Source organism: Amniculibacterium aquaticum (assembly GCF_003852705.1).
Taxonomy (GTDB): Bacteria; Bacteroidota; Bacteroidia; order Flavobacteriales; family Weeksellaceae; genus Amniculibacterium; species Amniculibacterium aquaticum.
Genome location: NZ_REFA01000027.1, coordinates 1 through 19,640 on the forward strand (window position 1 = coordinate 1; position 19,640 = coordinate 19,640).

The 19,640-nt window shown below is 37.5% G+C and carries 15 protein-coding genes; all 15 read right to left on the reverse strand.

Annotated elements, in window-relative coordinates; translation table 11 throughout:
- Window positions 1-504: 504 nt before the first annotated feature.
- Window positions 505-1,191, reverse strand: coding sequence for a hypothetical protein (locus EIY84_RS10170; protein ID WP_124642832.1), 687 nt, complete (start codon window positions 1,189-1,191; stop codon window positions 505-507).
- Window positions 1,192-1,201: 10 nt separating this feature from the next.
- Entirely contained in the window at window positions 1,202-2,068 is an 867-nt protein-coding gene (gene rfbD, locus EIY84_RS10175; protein ID WP_124642834.1) for a dTDP-4-dehydrorhamnose reductase, read from the reverse strand.
- Between the two features lie 6 nt (window positions 2,069-2,074).
- Entirely contained in the window at window positions 2,075-2,560 is a 486-nt protein-coding gene (locus EIY84_RS10180; RefSeq protein ID WP_124642836.1) for an acyl-CoA thioesterase, read from the reverse strand.
- 66 nt (window positions 2,561-2,626) lie between these two features.
- Window positions 2,627-3,127 (reverse strand): OmpH family outer membrane protein, encoded by a 501-nt coding sequence (locus EIY84_RS10185; RefSeq protein WP_124642838.1) that lies wholly within the window; start codon window positions 3,125-3,127, stop codon window positions 2,627-2,629.
- 46 nt (window positions 3,128-3,173) lie between these two features.
- The gene (locus EIY84_RS10190) at window positions 3,174-3,746 is read right to left on the reverse strand and encodes an OmpH family outer membrane protein (RefSeq protein WP_124642840.1); all 573 of its coding nucleotides are present in this window, start codon (window positions 3,744-3,746) and stop codon (window positions 3,174-3,176) included.
- Window positions 3,747-3,755: 9 nt separating this feature from the next.
- Entirely contained in the window at window positions 3,756-6,293 is a 2,538-nt protein-coding gene (locus EIY84_RS10195; RefSeq protein WP_124642843.1) for a BamA/OMP85 family outer membrane protein, read from the reverse strand.
- A 38-nt stretch (window positions 6,294-6,331) separates the two neighbouring features.
- Window positions 6,332-7,075, reverse strand: a complete 744-nt coding sequence (gene uppS / locus EIY84_RS10200) for a polyprenyl diphosphate synthase (RefSeq protein ID WP_124642845.1) — start codon at window positions 7,073-7,075, stop codon at window positions 6,332-6,334.
- Window positions 7,076-7,082: 7 nt separating this feature from the next.
- On the reverse strand, window positions 7,083-7,949 hold the full coding sequence (locus EIY84_RS10205) for a DUF6089 family protein (protein ID WP_241154780.1): 867 nt from the start codon (window positions 7,947-7,949) through the stop codon (window positions 7,083-7,085).
- 225 nt (window positions 7,950-8,174) lie between these two features.
- Window positions 8,175-10,658, reverse strand: coding sequence for an exopolysaccharide transport family protein (locus EIY84_RS10210; protein ID WP_124642849.1), 2,484 nt, complete (start codon window positions 10,656-10,658; stop codon window positions 8,175-8,177).
- Window positions 10,659-10,660: 2 nt separating this feature from the next.
- A complete protein-coding gene (locus tag EIY84_RS10215) occupies window positions 10,661-11,533 on the reverse strand; it encodes a polysaccharide biosynthesis/export family protein (protein WP_164472038.1) in 873 nt (290 codons plus the stop codon).
- 24 nt (window positions 11,534-11,557) lie between these two features.
- Window positions 11,558-12,679 (reverse strand): glycosyltransferase family 4 protein, encoded by a 1,122-nt coding sequence (locus EIY84_RS10220; protein ID WP_124642853.1) that lies wholly within the window; start codon window positions 12,677-12,679, stop codon window positions 11,558-11,560.
- Between the two features lie 6 nt (window positions 12,680-12,685).
- Entirely contained in the window at window positions 12,686-13,816 is a 1,131-nt protein-coding gene (locus EIY84_RS10225) for an EpsG family protein (protein WP_124642855.1), read from the reverse strand.
- Window positions 13,817-13,835: 19 nt separating this feature from the next.
- The gene (locus tag EIY84_RS10230; RefSeq protein WP_124642857.1) at window positions 13,836-14,828 is read right to left on the reverse strand and encodes a glycosyltransferase family 2 protein; all 993 of its coding nucleotides are present in this window, start codon (window positions 14,826-14,828) and stop codon (window positions 13,836-13,838) included.
- 10 nt (window positions 14,829-14,838) lie between these two features.
- Entirely contained in the window at window positions 14,839-15,906 is a 1,068-nt protein-coding gene (locus EIY84_RS10235; protein WP_124642859.1) for an arginase family protein, read from the reverse strand.
- A gap of 83 nt (window positions 15,907-15,989) precedes the next feature.
- Window positions 15,990-19,100 carry a T9SS type A sorting domain-containing protein gene (locus EIY84_RS10240; RefSeq protein WP_124642861.1) on the reverse strand — a complete coding sequence of 1,037 codons (3,111 nt, stop codon included), beginning with the start codon at window positions 19,098-19,100 and terminating at the stop codon, window positions 15,990-15,992.
- Window positions 19,101-19,640: the final 540 nt, after the last annotated feature.

Here is a 19,640-nt window from a genome sequence, read left to right on the forward strand (position 1 = left end):
AGGGTGAAGTTGAATATTCGTTAATTTGTTAATCTAGAATATTAGATGAGTGAGATGTTGCTTTAAACGAAGGAGAAAAATTGGTGGTACTGAATAAACGCCTTCAAGGATGGGGAATCCTTGAAGGAGGGGAAAAGGTTGATGGTGTTTGGTGTTTGATTGATGGGGAGTGTTTTATTAATATCTTTCTTCTGGAATATATTTGGGAGGGCATCAAAGAGATATTATTGATTTATACTTTGATTGAAAAAAAGTGAAAAACCTCAAATATACCAAAAACCAAAAAGTAAACACACAGGCCGATTGGAGGTCTCTGTCCCTCTATCCTAGCCCCGATGGGAGCGGCATCCTTTTGTAAGCCTTGGGGAAAGCCCAGGCACAAAAGATACAGCGGACAGCGGGACGAGTACTGAAGAATGACGAAATCTTATTGCTAAAAATTGTAGAGAGATAAAGGTATGGAAATGAGAAATCCTCAACATGGAGTTTGTGAGGATTTTTTTATTAATTTTTTATTTCTTGATAAATTGTGGTTAGAAACTGTCCGTAGGATTGGTCTAATTTGTTAATGTCTCCAGATTTCAGAACCAAACCTGCATTTCCGTAGGCATCTTCGTGCAGACTAAAACCGGAAATTTGGAAATAGGCCGGCGACTTGGTTTCGTCATTAATATATTTGACTGAAGATCCCAATAATTTCCTGGTGGAGAGGGAAAGTGCCTCTCCTGGCGAGAGATTTTTCACCAAATAAGTTCTTGAGGGAAGTGATTGGGTGCGATCGTTAATACGAATTTTTTGATCTTTCTTAGAAGATGAAATGATATGGATCAAATTTGGATTGGTTTTTACATCTTGGATTGGTGTGTAATATAGATTCAATTTATAATGTGAAGGGTCTAGATCCCGAAGGCTGCCGTCTATATTTTCGAATTTTTTTAGCACATAGGTATTGGCTCCAATTTCTTTTGCCTTATTGTATATTAATTTGAAGGTGTTTTGGTCGTTCTCGGAAAACCCTATCACTTCTATCTCTCCCAGGAGTTTGGATGTGGATTGAGCCTGAGGCATAGCCAAGAGCACTTTGTCTTTGGAGTCTTTGTTGATGTCCACAATTTTTCTAAGGTAAACTTCTTGTGAAAAAAACAAGTTGGCAAAGAAAAAGAGCAAAAAGGTTGAGAATAATTTCTTCATACGACAGCCTTTAAAGTAAATTGGTATTGTTGATGGAGGCCAAACAATCTTCCAAAGAGTTTTCCCAATGTTTGATTTCGACTTTATACGACTTCTCAATTTTATCCAAACAAAAAGTACTTCGAGTCGGTCTTTTGGCCGGTGTTGGATAGTCTTTAGTTGGGATTGGATTCAGTGTGATCTTTGATTGAGAAATTTCTGCAATTTTTTGTGCAAAATGATACCAAGTGGTTTCCGGGTAATTGGAATAATGGAAAGTTCCGTATTCTTTTTTGTCCGATTGGATGATTTGCAGGATGGCTTCTGCCAAATCGTTGGCATTGGTGGGCTGTCCGAATTGATCGTTTACAATATTCAGTTCTTTTTTTTGATCGAACAAAGTCAGCATGGTTTTAACAAAATTTTTATTGAATTCTGAATACAACCAAGAAGTTCTGATGATGATGGTTTTAGGATTTTCTGCCAAAGCCAATTCTTCGCCCAAGAGCTTGGATTGTCCATAAACACCGAGGGGATTGGTAAAATCGTCTTCTGAATAGTCCAAATTGGTATCGCCGTCGAAAACATAGTCGGTAGAAATATGAATGAGCGTTGTATGGTGCGACTTGCAAACTTTTGCCAAACCTTCTACGGCATAAGCATTGATGGCAAAAGCTTTTTCTTGCTCCTCTTCGGCTTTATCCACCGCGGTATACGCTGCTGCGTTGATGCAATATTGAGGTCTGATCTCCGAGAAAGCCTCCTCCAGATCGTCTTCATTGGTAATGTCCAATTCTGTTGCGTTTCTAAAGAAGAATTCTGAATCTGGAAATTGGTCTGCAATTTTCTGTAAGCAATTTCCCAATTGTCCATTAGATCCTGTTACGAGTATTTTCATGTCTGTTTAATCTTGTTTTTTATTATTTAATCTGAGTTGATGCACTCGGTCCGAAAAATTTTGTTGGTCCAACTCAAAAAGATATTTTTGGAAGAGATCTTTAGACTCTTGAGGCATATTTTCGGATTTTCTGGTTTTCATGTTGAAATATATGGTAGAAATCCACAAAACGGCGTGGGTTGTTTGCCCGTCCAGAGAGGTCATGGTGATTTCAACCTTAGAAGTTCTGTCATTTAGTTCGATCAATTTACTAGAAATGATCACGGTATTGTTGTACCGAACCTCACGAAGATAGGCAATCTCGTTTTGAATGGCGATCCAGGTATAACCTGTTTTGCGGGTATATTCTTCGTAAGTAAAACCAAATTGCTCCTCAACATGGTCTTCTCGGGCATTGAGCATGTACTCCAAATATTTCACATTGTTGAGATGTCCAATAGGATCGCAATCGGCGAAACGAATTTTAGCTCGTGTTGAAACTTCTTTTAACATGGGTACAAAAATAAAAAAACCACCCAATAAAAAGGTGGTTTTAGAATAAGTTTTAAAAGGAATGGATTATTTAATTCCCAATTCTTTTTTCACATCCGGTGTAGCATCTACACCTGCGTGGTAAATTAAGGATTGAGTATCCAAAATATAATCCCAAAGGTTGGCTTTAGCCACTTTGGCAATTGCAGCGTTCAGTTTATCAACAACAGGCTTTAGAAGAGTTTCTCTTTTTTTCAACAAGTCTGCTTGAGCTGTTGTTGCCATTTGCTGAAGATTTTGCTGTGTTTTACCCAATTCTGCTTCTTTAGCACTTCTCTGTGCTTCTGTCATTTTAGGAGCTTCATCTTGGTATTTTTTCACATCAGCTTGCCATGCATCTGCCAACTTTTTGATTTCTGCTTCTTTGGTTTTACTGAAAGTATCCAAATCTGTTGATACTTTTTTAGCTTCTGGCATTAGTGCAAGTACTTCTTGATAATCCATGTGAGCTAATTTTTGTTGAGCACTTGCAGTTCCTACAGCTACGAACATCATTACCGCTGCAAATAATACACTAAGTCTTTTCATAATATGAATAAAAAATTAATTGGTTACAAATATAATGTGAAAGTTGTTATCTTTCTCTTTCTGTTGATTTTTTTTCTTTTTCTTTCTTTTTCTTGGATGCGGCATCGCCTTTTAACAAGAAGTCCAACACTTTGTCGGTATAGTCAAATCTTTTTTGAAGGAAAATGACATTGACATTATTGCTTTTATCAAGAACTATGCCCAAGCCGTTTTTTTCTGAAATGGTTTTGATGGCATTCCAAATTTTGTCTTGAAATGGGATCACCAAATTTTGTCTTAACTGATTGACCTCGCCGTTTGAACTAAATCGAAGACTGGTTGTGGTTCGGATGTTGTTTTCCAGATCCAACACTTCTTTTTCTCTCTGCTTCAATTGGTCACCGATCAGCAAGACTTTTTCGTTCTCAAAAGCGGATTTTTTCTTTTTATATTCGGCTTCTAAGTTTTGCAAATTGGTTTGCCAAGTGGTAATTTGAGCATTCAATCTTCCTTCAGCTTCCTTATATTCCGGAATTTTATTCAGGATATATTCGGTATCGACCACTCCAATTTTTTGGGCGCTCACCGTAGAAAAAACGGTAAGTGATGCCAAAACGATGAAAGATTTTAAAGTTTTCATAATCAAATGTTATAACGATTGGTTCATTAGGAAGTGGGTTTTCCAACCGGCAGGTTCGTTGCTGTAAAGCGTCTTGTCGAAACCGTAAGCAAAATCAAATCCAATAAGTCCGAATGCTCCCATGTACACTCTGATCCCTACCCCAGCCGATCTTTTTAATTGGAATGGGTTATACCCGGACCAAGAGTTCCAAACATTTCCTCCTTCAACAAAAGAAAGTGCGTAGATTTTTGCCGTTTGGTTCAGAGAGATCGGATATCTAAGCTCCAAAGAGAAACGATTGTAGATGGTACCACCTCCAGATTGTGTAATGTCCTCCATGGTACCTCCGGTGGTTGATGCGTTTTCGTACCCTCTCAATGGGATCAATTCTCTACCGTCGTAACGGCCACCGAAAAGTCCAGTCCCACCAACATAGAATCGCTCAAATGGTGGCGCTCCCAATTCGCTGTTCAGTCCGCTAAGGAAGCCCATTTCGCCCGTTGTTCTTAGCACCAACTTTCCGATAAGTTGATTGTAAGTGTCGGCTTTGAATTTAATTTTATAAAATTCCAACCATTTGTACTTATCAATTGGCGACATGGTCGAGTAATCTTTCTTAGAAAACAAAGAATACGGAGGCGTAATTTTTAATGAAGCTTCAATATTGGAACCTTCGGTAGGGAAAATTGGATCGTATCCCGCAGAATTCCTGCTTAAACCAAGGTTCAAACTGAAATTATTGGCCGTACCGTTGTACTCTACGGTATTTCCAAAGTTGAACGGATAATTATTAAAATTATACGATTGGAATTGCAGACCTGTGTACAAAGAGAAATAATCATCTGGCCATTTCAATAGTCTGTTGAGACCTGCACTGGCAGAGAAAATATTAAGTTTCTGAGCACTTCCGTTATAGTCTTTGTAGTTTACTAAAGATTGATTAACACTCACCGTAAGTGCAGTTGGTTTGGTACCAAACAACCACGGCTCTGTAAATGATAAACCGTAATTTTGGAAATAAACCCCCGCTTGCGCTTGTATGGAAAGTGTCTGACCATCTCCTTGCGGTACCGGTTTGAAATCTTTGAACTTCAAGAAATTTCTCAAAGAAAAGTTATTAAATGTAAGTCCCAAGGTTCCGATAAAAGAGTTTCCTCCATAACCGGCTTGCAACTGTACTTGTGACGACCCTTTTTCTACCAATCCCCAGTTAACATCTACCGTGTTGTCTTGTGGATTTGGGTTAATATCGTATTTAATTTGTTGAGGATCAAAAAACTGCATGGAAGCCAGATCAAAATAGGTTCTCTTGATGTCTCCTTTTCTGAAAAGTGCTCCTGGTTTTGTTCTCAAAGAACGAAGTACCACATGGTCGTGAGTGGTGGTGTTTCCGCTCCAGGTTACATGGTTCCAGCTGGCTTTTTCGCCTTCATTAATACGCACTTCCAGATTAATGGAGTCTCCAGAAACCGATTTTTCAACCGGAGTTACGGAAGAAAACAGGTAACCGTTGTTCATGTACACGGATTTGATGTCGGAATCGTCTTCTTTTCCGCCATCTTCACCTACTTTTTTATTGAAACCTACAGCATCGTAGATGTCTCCTTTCTTATAACCTAAAATTTTCTCTAGAGCCTCGGTAGAATAGGCTGTGTTCCCTACAAAACTGATGTCTCCGATGTAGTATTTTTTCCCTTCGTTCAGTTTAACATCGATATCAAAATTGTTCTTTTTGTTTCTATATACCGAATCCGAAACTATGGTAGCATCTCTAAAACCAAGAGAGTTGTAGTAGTTGATGAGATTGTCTTTATCTTCTTCGTATTTTTCACGAATAAATTTGGACGATTTCAAAATTCCTCCGATACCAAATCTTTTTTCTTTGGTTTCTTTAAAGGCTTTACTTTTCAGCTTTTTGCTAGAAACTTCTTTGTTTCCTTCGAAAGTAATGCGATCGATTTTTATTCTTTTCCCTTTATCCAAATTAATGGTCCAATCGACCATTTCTGGATTTTGTGCATTGGGCTTTTCGGAGATGCTGATTTTGGCATCGGCATATCCTTTTTTTACATAATCTTTAGGAACATTAATTTTCAAATTCGACACCAAGTCTTGGGTAATTTTGACACCCGGTTTCAGCTTACTGTCTTTGATGAGCTTTTCATTTTTAGATTTCCCGATGCCTTTTCCTTCAAATTTTACTTCGCCCAATTCTTTAAGATCTTGAAGGTGAAATTTCAGGATGATATTTTCTCCATCAATACTCTGAACATAAACTTCGACTTCTGAAAAAGATTGTGTGTCCCAAAGTTTTTTGATGGCATTGGAAACTTTTGAGCCGGGTATTTCCACACTTTCTCCTTTATTAAGACCTGTAAATCTAAGGATTTGTGTTGGGGTATATTTTTTAACACCATCGACAACGATGTCTTTTAAAAAGTATTTACCCGATTGAGCCTGAGTATAGACCGGCTGATCGTCCTTATTGCCACTGGGTGGAGTAACTTGGGCATAAAAATGTGCAGATGCCGCAAACATAAGGACAGGTATGAATTTGAACTTCATTATAATGTATTCTGACTGTTTTAAAAAATAATTGAAAATTAGGACAATTGCTCTGTGGTTTTTCCGTATCGTCTTTCGGTATTTTGAAAGTTATGGATGCATTGGAAAAAAACTTCTCTATTGAAATCGGGCCAAAGAATATCCAAGAATTGCATTTCTGCATAGGCTATTTGCCAAAGCAAAAAGTTGCTTACACGCACTTCGCCACTTGTACGAATGAGCAAATCTACTGGTGGGATATTTTTGGTATACAGATGTTGTTCGAAAATGGATTCGTTAATGTCTTCCGGTTGAAGTTCACCTCGTTTCACTTTGTTAGAAATTTGTTTTACCGCATTCAAGATTTCATCTTTTGAACCGTAACTGAGGGCTAATACCAAATTCCCTCTGGTATTGTCTTTCGTAATTTCCATTAAATTGAATAATTGATCTTTGACCAAATTGGGCAATTTGTCAATATCTCCAATAACATGAAGCCTAAGGCCTTTATTAAAAATATCTTCGGCTTCTAAAAGTAAAGTTTCTGAAAGCAAATTCATCAAACTACTAACCTCATCCTTTGGCCGATTCCAATTTTCAGAGGAAAAGGTATAAAGGGTGAGGTAAGGAATATTGATTTCGTTGCATGCATTGATGGCGCTTCTAACGGCATCTATTGCATTCTTATGTCCAAAGGTTCGTTCTTCGCCTTTGGTTTTTGCCCACCTGCCGTTGCCATCCATGATGATGGCTACATGCTGTGGTAATTTTTTTAAATCTAATTTATCTTTAAATGATGACATATTTATATTAATCACAATAACAAGGAGGTCTTCCGAAAGAGTATGACAGACCCAAAGTCACACTGTTGACCCAATCTTTGGATCGTATATCGCCTACCGTTCTTTCGTTAATGAAATACTCTTCTCTTTCTTTTGAAACATTGAAATATGGAGACGATAACAACAAGGATCTTCCGGTTGTAGGATCTACAATATCTCCATTATAGCTGGATTTGATATCTTTGGATATCAGTTTACTATAATCCAATTGATCTGAGATGGTAGGACTGAACATCATTTCTCCGAACAACGCCCAATTGTTATTAAATTTATATTTTAAACCTATACCAAAAGGGATGTGCATGGTTACCCTTTTTCCGGTTGAATAGCTTGCTGTAGAAACGAAATCAATTTCATTTTGTGGAGCCAAGGCTGCTCCATCGGTATCCCTTCTAAAATCGTGGTTGAGTGTAGCTTGGGTAACATCGAAAACCATACCGCCAATACCTCCGAAAATGTAAGGACTCAGCATGCTTTTTTGTTCGTTGTTCACCGGTAGGAAATTGTATTCGAAAATGGCACTGGCCGACAAAATATTGTTGGTGCCCCACATCTTTCTATTTCTTCTATATTCTTCTTTTGCAAAATTATCATTAAACTGAACATGAGCGTAACTCACATCAAAACGAAGTGTCTGATGGGGGTTGAAATTCATTCTGTACAAACCACCAATCACGCCTGGGAATCCGTAATCTGACATCTTGCTTACACCCATTGGTTTTTGCAACAAAAAACTGGTTTGTCCAATATCTCCAACCAAATTACTCATCCCTGCACGCAAACCGATCTCGTGTCGTTGTGCTTTGAAACCGGCTACAGATACAAAAGCAGCCATTAGGCCATATAATAATTTTTTATTCATAGAAGAAATTGGTTTATGGTTATATTAAATCTTAATTTCTGCAAATATAAAACTTTTTTGCATTAATGAAATTCATAATATGATATTAAATGTTTAGAATTAACAAATTATTCTCATTAACAACGGTCGAATTTTATATTTATTTCCGCGAATTTATTTTAATTTAAAAAAAGTCCCTTTTACAAGGGACTAAATGTATTAATTTTTATTGAATATCTCTCTAAATTTATTTCTAATTTTCAAAAACATAGGTTCTTTATAATCGGCGTCTTCGTCGAAATAACCGTAGCCGTAACCGTAACCGTAGCCATAACCGTAGCCGTAGCCGTAACCGTGTTTGATGTGATAGTCGTTGTAGATCAGTCCAAGATGAGAAATTTCTTTGTCGTGATATTTTTCAGAGATCATCTTAAGCATGTATTTCTCTGTGTATTCATGTCGTACCACATAGACATTGGCGTCGGAAATTTTCATCAACTCATACGAATCGGCTACCAATCCTACAGGAGGCGAGTCGATAATGATGTAATCGTAATCGTTTTTAAGATCCTCGATAAATTTCAAGTTCCTTTCACTCATCAACAATTCTGATGGATTAGGAGGAATTGGACCGGAGGTAACAACGGATAACGATGGAATTTGTGTTGGATTGATGATTTGTTCTTTTGATACTTCACCGGACAAATAATTTGAAACACCGTATTTGTTATCCACTTTAAAATCTCCAAAAATCTTTGGTTTTCTAAGGTCCATCCCCAAGAGTATGGTTTTCTTCCCACTCAACGCTAAAACTGAAGCAATATTTATGGAGATGTATGTTTTACCTTCTCCACTGATGGAAGAGGTTACAAGAATGACTTTAGACTTTTGATCTTCGTTGTGCAAAAACCTCAGATTGGCTCTAACCCCACGAAACGCCTCAGATACTGAAGATTTTGTTTGTTCTAAAACCGTCAAATTGTTATCGTGATTGTTGCTTCCAATAACACCTATTAATGGGATTTTGGTAGCTTTCAACAGTTCTTTTATATTTCTGATTTTATTATCCAAAAATTCTACACCCAAGAAAAATAGCAACGGAATGGCCAATAATGAACCAATAATGGTGTATTTTGTACCTGTAACATTAGGTGCGATAGGACTTTGATTAAGATTCTTTGCTTTATCGATTACATTAATGTCCGATTTGTTACCGGCAACTCGAAGTTGGGTTTCGTTTTGTTTAGAAAGCAAAGAATTGTATGCCGTTTCGATCATGTTATGCCCTCTTTCTACATCCAAATATTTTCTTTGTTTCTCCGGAAAAGATTCCATACCTTGTTCAACCTCGGCAATTTTTGAATTTAATCTTCCAAGTTCCTGAGCATACATTTGATAGTATTTTCCAAGTGCATTAGATGATCCGCCTCTGGCTTGAGCGATTTGCCTGTTAATTTCTTTGATCGGTTCTGAATTTGGCGTGTAGATACTCGCCATTTCCCTTTTTTTCTCATACAACGCTTTCAGCTCAGACATGGTAGCGGTAAAGATCCCATCATCTATCCCAGCGGCATTCATGCTAATTAATTTGTCTAAATTACTAGATGCAACCGTAGATCGGATGTTGTCCAATGAGTTGATTTTGGTAAGCAAGTCTGCCTTCTTGGCATCTAACTCGTTAATTTGTTGTATGGATTTTTCGTCTCTATCTTTGATGTCGTATAGCTTCTCTGTGATTTTCAAAGTATTCAACTTTTCAGCACTCGAGTCTAATTTTTTCCTCATGCCGTTCAAGTTTTCAGCAAGATAAGCTTCGGTATTTTTATCCACTACATTTTGATCTTTCAATCTTTTTTTGATTAATTCATCAACAGAAAAATTAAGAAAATTTACAGTTCCATTTAGGTTATAGCCTTTTTTGGAGATCACCATCATAGAGTTTATTTCTTGATCAAAATCAACACTTAAGGTGTTTATAATTCCATTCACCGCATCGTTTACCGTTGAGAGAGATACAATAATATTTTCAAATACAATAGGTGCCGGATTTGGGTTTTTCGTTAATTTGAATTTCAGAATTGGAGACTCATACCATTCGCCTACGGTAATGATTTTGTTTTCCGGTTTTTTGTACTTCACTGTTGATTGAAGAGCTTCTGTACTATAATTGTACAAGGATACATAATCTCCCTCTTCTGGAAGTACCACTTCAAAGCGATCTTTACCTTTAGGCATTAATGTAATTGGATAACTCACCAATTGCGCATGGTTTTTATCCACTTCCAACAAAACAGGCGAGTCAAATTTATCCAAATAGGTTTCTTTTAACAGACCTTTGGTTGAATAATTGGTGTATAGGTCCAGCTCCTTCACCAAATATTCATTGTGCGTTCTGGACATCAACAATTTTTTCAGGAGCACTCCATCTTGATTGCCACCTTGTCCCCAAATAAAATTGATGGACTGGTTAGGCGTAAAATAACTTGCTGTATTGTTGGAGATGCTGAGTGTTAGGTTGGATGCATAAACGCGTTGCGCATAATATTTACTATACAAATATGCTATTCCGTATCCCAACAAGCCCATCAGGACAAACCAATACCAACCACCGACTACTCGTCTTAAAAAATGTTCGATATCGAATAAAGAAAATGCCCCAACATGATCTTTATTGGTCGTTTTATTTACTTTTTCAGGTATCATGATTATAGTCGTGTTAAGATTAGATAAATGGACATTACAGTGGTAAGTAGAGAGACTCCTGTGGTAAGTGTCTGTACGGGATCTTTTCCAAAGCCGTTAAGATTTTTGCCTCGAGTATTCAGATAGATTTCATCACCATTTTGTATCCAATAATAGGGTGAGTTCATGACATCTTGTCGGGTTAAGTCCAGTTTTACGATTTTAATACCTTCAGGATATTTTCTATGTATTTCAACAATTTTTCTATCTACCGTACGATTCAGCCCACCGTTGATGGATAACGCTTCGAAAATATTCAGTGTGTTTTTATGAGCAACTTTTTCACCGGTAATCCCAACGGTTTCCACATCACCAACAATGTAATAGGTAATTCCATCGGTATCCAATCTCACTTGAGATTTGCCTTCCATAAAATTCTCGTTTACTTTTTCCTGGATTTCTTTTGTAATCTCTGCCAAAGTTCGGCCTTCGGCTTTTACAAATCCAATTCCCATGATGTTGATCTCTCCATTGGAATCCACTTTCAAACCGTTAAAATAGAAATGAGTATTCCCAGCAGTGCTGCCGCTACTTCCTTGGCTCGAACTCATCTGGTTAGAAGCAGCTCCTCCCACTGCACCACCTGCAGTTCCGTTGGCAGGCGCATTCAATGACGAATAAAACTGTGCAGCATCACCTTTTGGAGTGGTGACGATATTCAGTTTCAAGATATCGTTTTTAGTCACTCGGTACGGCTGTATGTTGTACGGCACGAGACCCTCTTCGTTCACTACCAAGCTCTCACTTGGTTGGTTGTATCTTACCTCCTTCATGGTTACACAAGACATGCAAAGGGTAGAAAATACGACGATCAGTAAGTAGTTTATATTTTTCATCATACGATATATTTAACAAAAATACTATTTAATTCTATTTTTTTTCATTTTATTCGCCAAATCCGGCAAATAGGCACCAACAAAACCTAAAAAAACAATGATTATCAATAAAATATTCACATTCCAATGTCTCAACACATAGGCAACCGCAACTATCATCAAATAATACAGGATAATGTAAAATGAGGAGCGTCTGTGGGTAAGTCCAAGATTGAGCAATTTATGATGAATGTGATTTTTATCGGCTTCGAAAGGTGATTTTTTATTTTTTAATCGAATGATAATCACATTCAATGTATCAATTATGGGTAAAATTAGAATGGCCACCGCTACTGCCGGTGCGGTTTGTAAGTGATAATAGGTATAATCTACCGTTTGTTTGCTTATAAACAAATCGATAAAACAAATGGCTGTAAATGCCAATAAAAAACCCAAAATCATAGAACCGGTATCGCCCATGAATATTTTATTGTGTCTATAATTGGACAAATTAAAATACAAGAATGCCAAAACACTTCCCATGATAACTACAGAAAGCATGACCAAAGGATAATTAAACTCACCCAAACGATAATAGGAAATACCGAAAAATGCGCTACAGATAAAGGAATAGGACCCTGCCAAACCATCGATCCCATCGATAAGATTAAACGCATTGATGAGAATAATAAAGGTAAAGATGCTTACAAAAACCGACACCCAATATTCTATTTCATACAGTCCAAAAATTCCGAATAAATTTCTGATTCGAACATCTGAGCCTACAACAATCAGGGTAGAAACCACTATTTGAGCCATTAATTTTTTGTATGCCCGCATCACGACAATATCGTCCATCACTCCGATATAAAGCAAAATAATCAACGAGGCAAATAAGAATTTATACATTACGAAAAGTTCAAATGCAAAAATAGATGCACATATCCCAATGGAATAAAATATAGAAATCCCACCTAAATTTGGAATTTTCCTCAAGTGTGAGCTTCGTCCACCGGGCTCATCCATCAGGTTTTTTCGCTTTGAAATCTTAATAACTGTAGGTATGGAATAATATACGATAGCAAAGGACAGTGCAAAGCTCAGTGCGAGTTTTACATAAAAAAAGGGCAAACCCAATTCGTTAAAAAAATTTCCTATTGTTATCATAGTTTTCTACCACAAAGCATTTTGATATCGATCGGATGTAAAGCTACCTCTGAAACCGTTTCCGTTTCCGAAATAGAAAAACATCATCGAAAAATAAGTCATAAACCCTAAATATAAAATCTGCCTAAATCGATCTTGAACGGCGTAAACGATATTGGGCAAACAAAACATGGCCACAAAGAACATATAAGCACCCGGCAATCGTACTGCAAAAATTTCGTTGGCTCTAAAAAAATAAAATAAAGCCATGCCAAATACCGCAAGATTTCTCATGTATTCATAATACCAAACCTCATCGCAGCCTTTTTTATCAAATCGAATTAGGATAACAATCCAAACTAATTTCACCAAGTCATTCAAACCGGTTTCCACTTCCGTACCGTAGTATCTATCGTCCAAATAACCGGTATAAGCCCCGGAAATATCCTGAGGAGCCACGGAAGAAAACAACTCCCCTCCAAAACGGTACAATTCAAACGGAGAAGAAAGAAGAGCTATAACAAGCACCCAGAAAATACGAGTCGAATTCATGGGAATACGAACCAACCAATACGCCGGAATAAAGACGATACTCGTCTTATGAAATGCCAATGCAAAATACATCATCACCAAGTACTTGAACAACTCTCGACTTTTAATGTACTTGAAGGAATAGACACAAATTGCAATCCCAATCCCCTGTCTCATCTGTCCACTGTCTTCGAAAAACATAATGGGCATAAAATAAAACAACATGGCCAAAGCAGGAAATTCAACATTTTGATAAATGGCCGAAAACTTCAAACTCATGGCGATTACAGCCATAATAAAAGTGACGATATAAAAAGGAAAACCCAGATTGAGTACCACTTTATTAATCAAAACAAAAAGCCACTCAATCTCGAGTTGGCTTTTTCCGAAAAGGGCCTTTTCCCAAACATCGGAATAGTTGACATAAATGGAAAAATCGGTAAAAAGTTGTTTGTAAACTGGGTAATCTGCACCTACATTGACCCTAAAACCCACAGCAACAACCATCAACACCCCAGCAATCCACACAAAAATGGGCTGCTTCTTCTCCAGACGGAACACTTCATAGTAACTCGCTACCGCAAGAAATAGAAATATTGCGATGAAAATCGGATGTAGAATATGCATCGATAGAACTGTGTTTTTGTTATTTTAATAATTTCCTCAGCATGTTACCCAACCCGAAAAAATACATTAAATAGTAAATTTTTTTTCCTAAAGACAAATATAAGAGATAATTCTTTCCAAACCTCGTAAATGTTAATATTTCTTTAAGATTAATTTGATTTTCTTTAACAAAACCCTTCAGCTCACTTGACATTTTTTGGTAGGTCGAAGGGTCTTTTACAAAAGCCAAATACGCCAAAAAGGTATAAACGCCTTCCAAAATTTGAAAATTTTTCATTCCCGACAAATGATGCTTGTACCGAGAGTTTCTGAATGCCAAGCCAACGGCATCAACAGCAGAAAGAATATCCAAACCTTTTTCTGTATGGGTTTTTGAAATAGAGCCACTACGCTCCAAATAGTGATAATGATAGCTTTGTGTCTGCGCCAAAGTCGTACAGTTCAACAACAATTGCGGGATCAATTCGATGTCTTCAAAATGAATACCTTTTTTGAACCTCACCCCCTCAAACAAGGATTTTTTGAACAATTTATTGCAGGCAAAGTAACTGAGATCCGAGAAGACTGAAAAATGAGTTTCCAAGTCAATTTTTTCTGGCATATTGGGGATTTGTGTCAATTTTTGAAGAACCGCTCCAGCATCATTAACCTTTTGAAGATTACAAATTACCATTTCGGCACGATGTTTTTGCGAAAGAAAATACATCTCTTCAAACATGGTTTGGGACACCCAGTCGTCGCTATCCACAAAACCTATAAAATCTCCACTTGCACGATCCAGCCCATAATTTCTGGCATCGCTCAACCCTCCATTTTCTTTTTGAAAGGCTCTAATTTTTTTCGGGAAATCAGATGCAAACTTATCGATAATCCTCTGAGAACCATCGGTAGAACCGTCATTCACAACAATAATTTCTATTTCTTCCAGAGATTGCCTCACCAAAGAACGAAGGCATTTTTCCAGAAACCCCTCAACATTGTACACCGGAACGATGATAGAAACTTTCACCATAAAATACAGATTATTTTAAAAATCGTTGGTTGAGATAGCCTTTTTTTGCAAGATTAAAATCTTCTCGGGTACACGGAATTTCTTTGGCCGTATATTCATCCACAAAATACCACAAATCAGAGAACACATCTCTTCTGAAAAGAATTTTCTTATCCCCCAAAGCAACAATATACGACTCTTTTTGTCGTTCTTTTGGATGGGAATTTTGAATGCCAATACCGTCCAAAAGATACCAAAGCATCTGGGTTAAAAGTTGAATATTGAGAACCTCATCTTCATCATAATAAATATTGAATACTCCAACTCCTTTCAGATTACTACTAAGCCCAACCTCCTTCATGTAAGCACAAATCTCCCTTTTGTTCAGTCCATTAATCTGAGGGTGAAGCGAAAAATTCCCTATTGTCGTTTCCACAGCATCGCAATTGAGAGTGACCAAATCGGCATTCCTAAAATAGGGTTCTGATTTTTCTGTCGTATTCATCATATTGGCGAGTGGCACCACTTCGAAATCAACATGCTTTAGCAACTTTATGGATTCTGGATCCACATAATGCCTTTGCAGTCCCAAAAAATTAAATTGCCCGATGCCAAAATCCGGTGTTGACAAAATATGAGACAAATAATTCTTTTCAGAAATCACTCCTTCGTCATTCAACAAAGAAATTGAATTTGAAATATGGGTGTAGTTTATATTTTTACACTCAGCATTCAGAGCAGAAAACATGGAATAAGAAAAATCAATACCGCCACCAATCACTACCGGAATAGCACCAACCTGATGACAGTAAAGCAGAAGTTCTTGCAAGATATAATGAGTATCCTGCAAGGTAGTTCCGGAAATCAGATCGCCCAAATCATGGATTCTCAAACTCAGATCGCCTTTTGACAATTTGTACAACTTCTTTCTGAATTTAAAAAAATTCTGACTTTCGGCATGGTATCCAGCTCCCCGATTGTCGGAAACAAAAACCAACACGACGACCCCTTTTTCAATTTCCGAAACCATCAAACTTCCCAATTGCCAAGGTTCAACATTAATGGATTGAGGCGGAATTACAAAATCTTCAAAATTCATATTGGGAAAGTTTTAACATAAAAACAAACATACAAAAAAAGGCACAAAAATTTGTGCCTTTGACGGATTAGTACTTAAAAATACTAATTTTTAATAATTTTTTTCACCTCTGCATTGCCATTAGACTTGATCACCTTCAGAAGATACACTCCATTTTGAAGATGAGCCGCCTGAATCTTACCTTCTTTTACCTCGCCGGAATAAACCAATTTACCGGACATATCGTACATTTCGAAAGATTTTATTTTCTCATTTTTAATGTTAATCTCAGAGTGGAAAGGGTTTGGATATACCTCCAACACATCATGATCTCCGTTGACATCGTTCGTCCCTAAAGTTCCTGGATTATTCCCAGTTGGTATAGACGCAACCGGCACACCCAGCAAGCGACTTTCATCTTTTGCACATCGAACACCCATGGCAGCCTGAGGATAAACCCCTGTTGCCGTTTGCATTTTGTTATTCGAATTTTGGAACTGCATGGCCAAAGCATAGCCCGTTCTCATATCTGCCAAAGATGATGTCCAAACTCCGGCTCTATCATAACTGATGGTTTTCCCACCCAATTCGCCACGAATACCATCGTTGGCATAGTTGCCAATTTTATACGCTGAGTTTTGGAAAGACCAACCTCTACCGTTCACATTTTCTCCCAAATAAGAAGAAGCAACATCATACCATTGATCTTGGATGATTCCCGGTTTTCCGGTTGCATCGTTTTTATATCCATTGTACCAAGGAGAATTTCCTTTGGAACCAGAGTACAAATTGGTAAAAGAAACATCCGGCACCCTCCAACCTTGTGGACAAGGGTCATAAACGGATTTAGCCGTTGCATGCCCCCATCTTTCCTGAGCCTGAGCACGATCCGAAGACACCCAATCTCTCACCTGAGCAAGATCGTTGGAATAATGATTCCCTCCATTGTACAAGGTCCCTGTCCCGGTTTGGTAAAGAAATTTTTGAGGATTCTTCACCGAATACAAAATACTCGCTCTTGTTTTCTCGAAAGCCGTTCCGTTATTTGCAGCATAATTTGCAAACGGCACAGCCATGGTATTTTCATACGCATCCGGAGTCATGGCGGTATAATTGATGATCCCGTTTAGAGATGAGTTTTCCGAACCCAGATATAACAATTGCGTTGTTGCACCTCTCTTATTGAACGCAGGAATGGCATCTTTTCTTCCCCACTGGAAATGCAATCCTTGAGCTTGATCTGCAGCATCTTGGTTAAACTGTGAAGGCATCACCTCTTGAGCTCCTAGATTTCTATCCATAAAAGTGGTTACCAAAGGCGGCAAGGTACTCTTCGTTGGATTCACAAAATTATATTGAGAAGTCAAATTGGCTTCTGTGAGGTACGAAACTGTATTGGTCGTTGGATTTCCGTTCGGAACCCAAATCAACCAGCTCCAATATGCATCGGTACCGGTATCTCCGTTGTGCAAAGAGATCACCGCATTTCCTTTTTGATTCGGGTTAAGCTGTACCACAATATTTGCATCTCTAGCATCTCCTGAAGTCTGAACAATTTGAATACTTTGGATTAATCCTGGGTTTGTGGACCACAAAACTTTAGAAACCAAATTATCTGAGTTCAGCATTTCGTTATTGCTCAACATTTGATTGTACACAGAAAACGCCTTACTCACAGGAATTGTTACCGTACCACCGTCTGTCGCTATATACGAGTTCGGGTTATTCAGTCCTTTTGTATAATTTTCTCTTGCATCTGCAAAATATTCAGTGGTAAAATTTCCTATTTTCAACAAATTAGGATCTTTCATACAACGGATCGAGTTCCCCGCTTTGGTTGGGTTGGTCTGATTGTTATACAAAGCGTGCAATCCTACTGCCGTATTGTTTCTTAAATTATCCGAAATCATTGAAAACAAACGAGCTCCATCATATCCATAAGTAGCACTCCAAAGCCCTGTAACAGCGCCTTGATCTTGGAAAGTTATACCTACCGCAGCATTAGGAGCCGAGGTGTTGGGATAATAAACATAAACACCAGAAACCGGTACTTGACCCAAATTTCTTCCACCTCCATCGGCTTGTTCAAAATCAATTCCTAAACCTGGATATACCTTTACACCATTCAGCTGAGCATTTTGTGCATCTGGAAACAGTTGTCTGAATGAAATATTGGCATCACTATTGTTCCAGTCTTTTCTACCAAAAAATGAAAGGTTATTGTTTTGAGTTTCACGACCGTAATACGAAGGAATTCTCCATCCGTTAGGACATGGATCCAATTCGGATTTCAACTCATAAGAGCGGCTTTCATTTTTCAAAGTTGTACTAGAACTGTTGGCATTAGAATTTCCACCTTTAGCATTGTCGGCCCAAAGATCCCAAGTGGTATAATTAGGACTCGTCCCTGCTACTTTATAGCGACTGTTAGAGAACCAATTGCCCGTTGCATCGGTATTGATGATGTAGGTCAACGGATTTCTGACGGCATCTTGAATATTTTTTTCAATTTCATTGAACTCTCTTTGTTTTACAGGAATGGTATGGGTTGCATCAATCTGTTTGTGCCTTAACACTCCTACTTCTCCAGAAATTTCATAAAAATCATTGTCTTTGTACACCAATCCAGGGAACGGATCTTTACGACCCCACTGATAAAGCAACCCACCGGATTTTTGCCAATCGTCGCCTAAAAATCCTGCAGCGCCTGCACCTAAATTCCTATCCATGTACTGCACAGCAAAAGGTTGCATATCCGCATTGGTTTCGAATCCTTGGTTGTAGACAATTCCATTGTCAGGATTGTCGGTTACCCAAACATGCCAGCTCCAATACACTTGTCCATCGACCTTGAACGCAATTACAGCATTTCCTTTACCTTTAGATTTTCTAATTTGCACTTTAATTTTCGACTGATCGGGAGTTGCACCCATCACAATTTCAGCGTTCGAAATAAGTCCTGGATTGTCCTCCCAGAAGACCGATGCCGATAAAGTACCTGCAGGAATTGGCGTAGACACACCATTGGTTTTTAGATAAGCATAGTTAGCCCACATTTCATACGCCTTCTTTACCGGAATGTAAAGACCACCGTAATTGTTAGACTGTGCTAAATCCGTGTCGTAAATGTAACTGTTGGGAGACCTCTTAAAATCGAGGGTTTGAGCAGAAAGCTCCAGGCTTGCCAAAGCAAGCATTACTACTATTTTCTTCATTGGTTAAAAATTTTATTATTTGTTAATAATAAATTTTTTAACATCAATTATGTGTTCGGCAAAAATATAAATTATTTCAACACTACAATGATAAATAATTATTTTTAATAAATCAAGAATTTATTACTAAATATTTTGTGAATTAAACCAAATTAACAGTTTAGAATCAAATTTAAACAAAATTTTAAACCAATTCAACAAACTCACTATGTTGATATTTTTAATCATTTGCTAGAATATGATAAATGTCATCAATTTACAAAGGAACAATCTCCTATTAAAAATAATAATTTTAACAAACCGCACAACAATCGATCAATAGCGGCACAAACCCTAATTCCATATAAAATATTCAACAATATCGAACAATAAGAATATAGACCACATCAAAAAATCAATATCAAACGAAACAAAACACCTGTTGCCAATAGAAACCATTTAACAACTTTGTTTTTTTTAATTGATTTCATCCATATCAATCCAATTGAAAAAATGAACCAATCCTTAAAACAGATAAAAAAGCACCACTTATTTAGATAA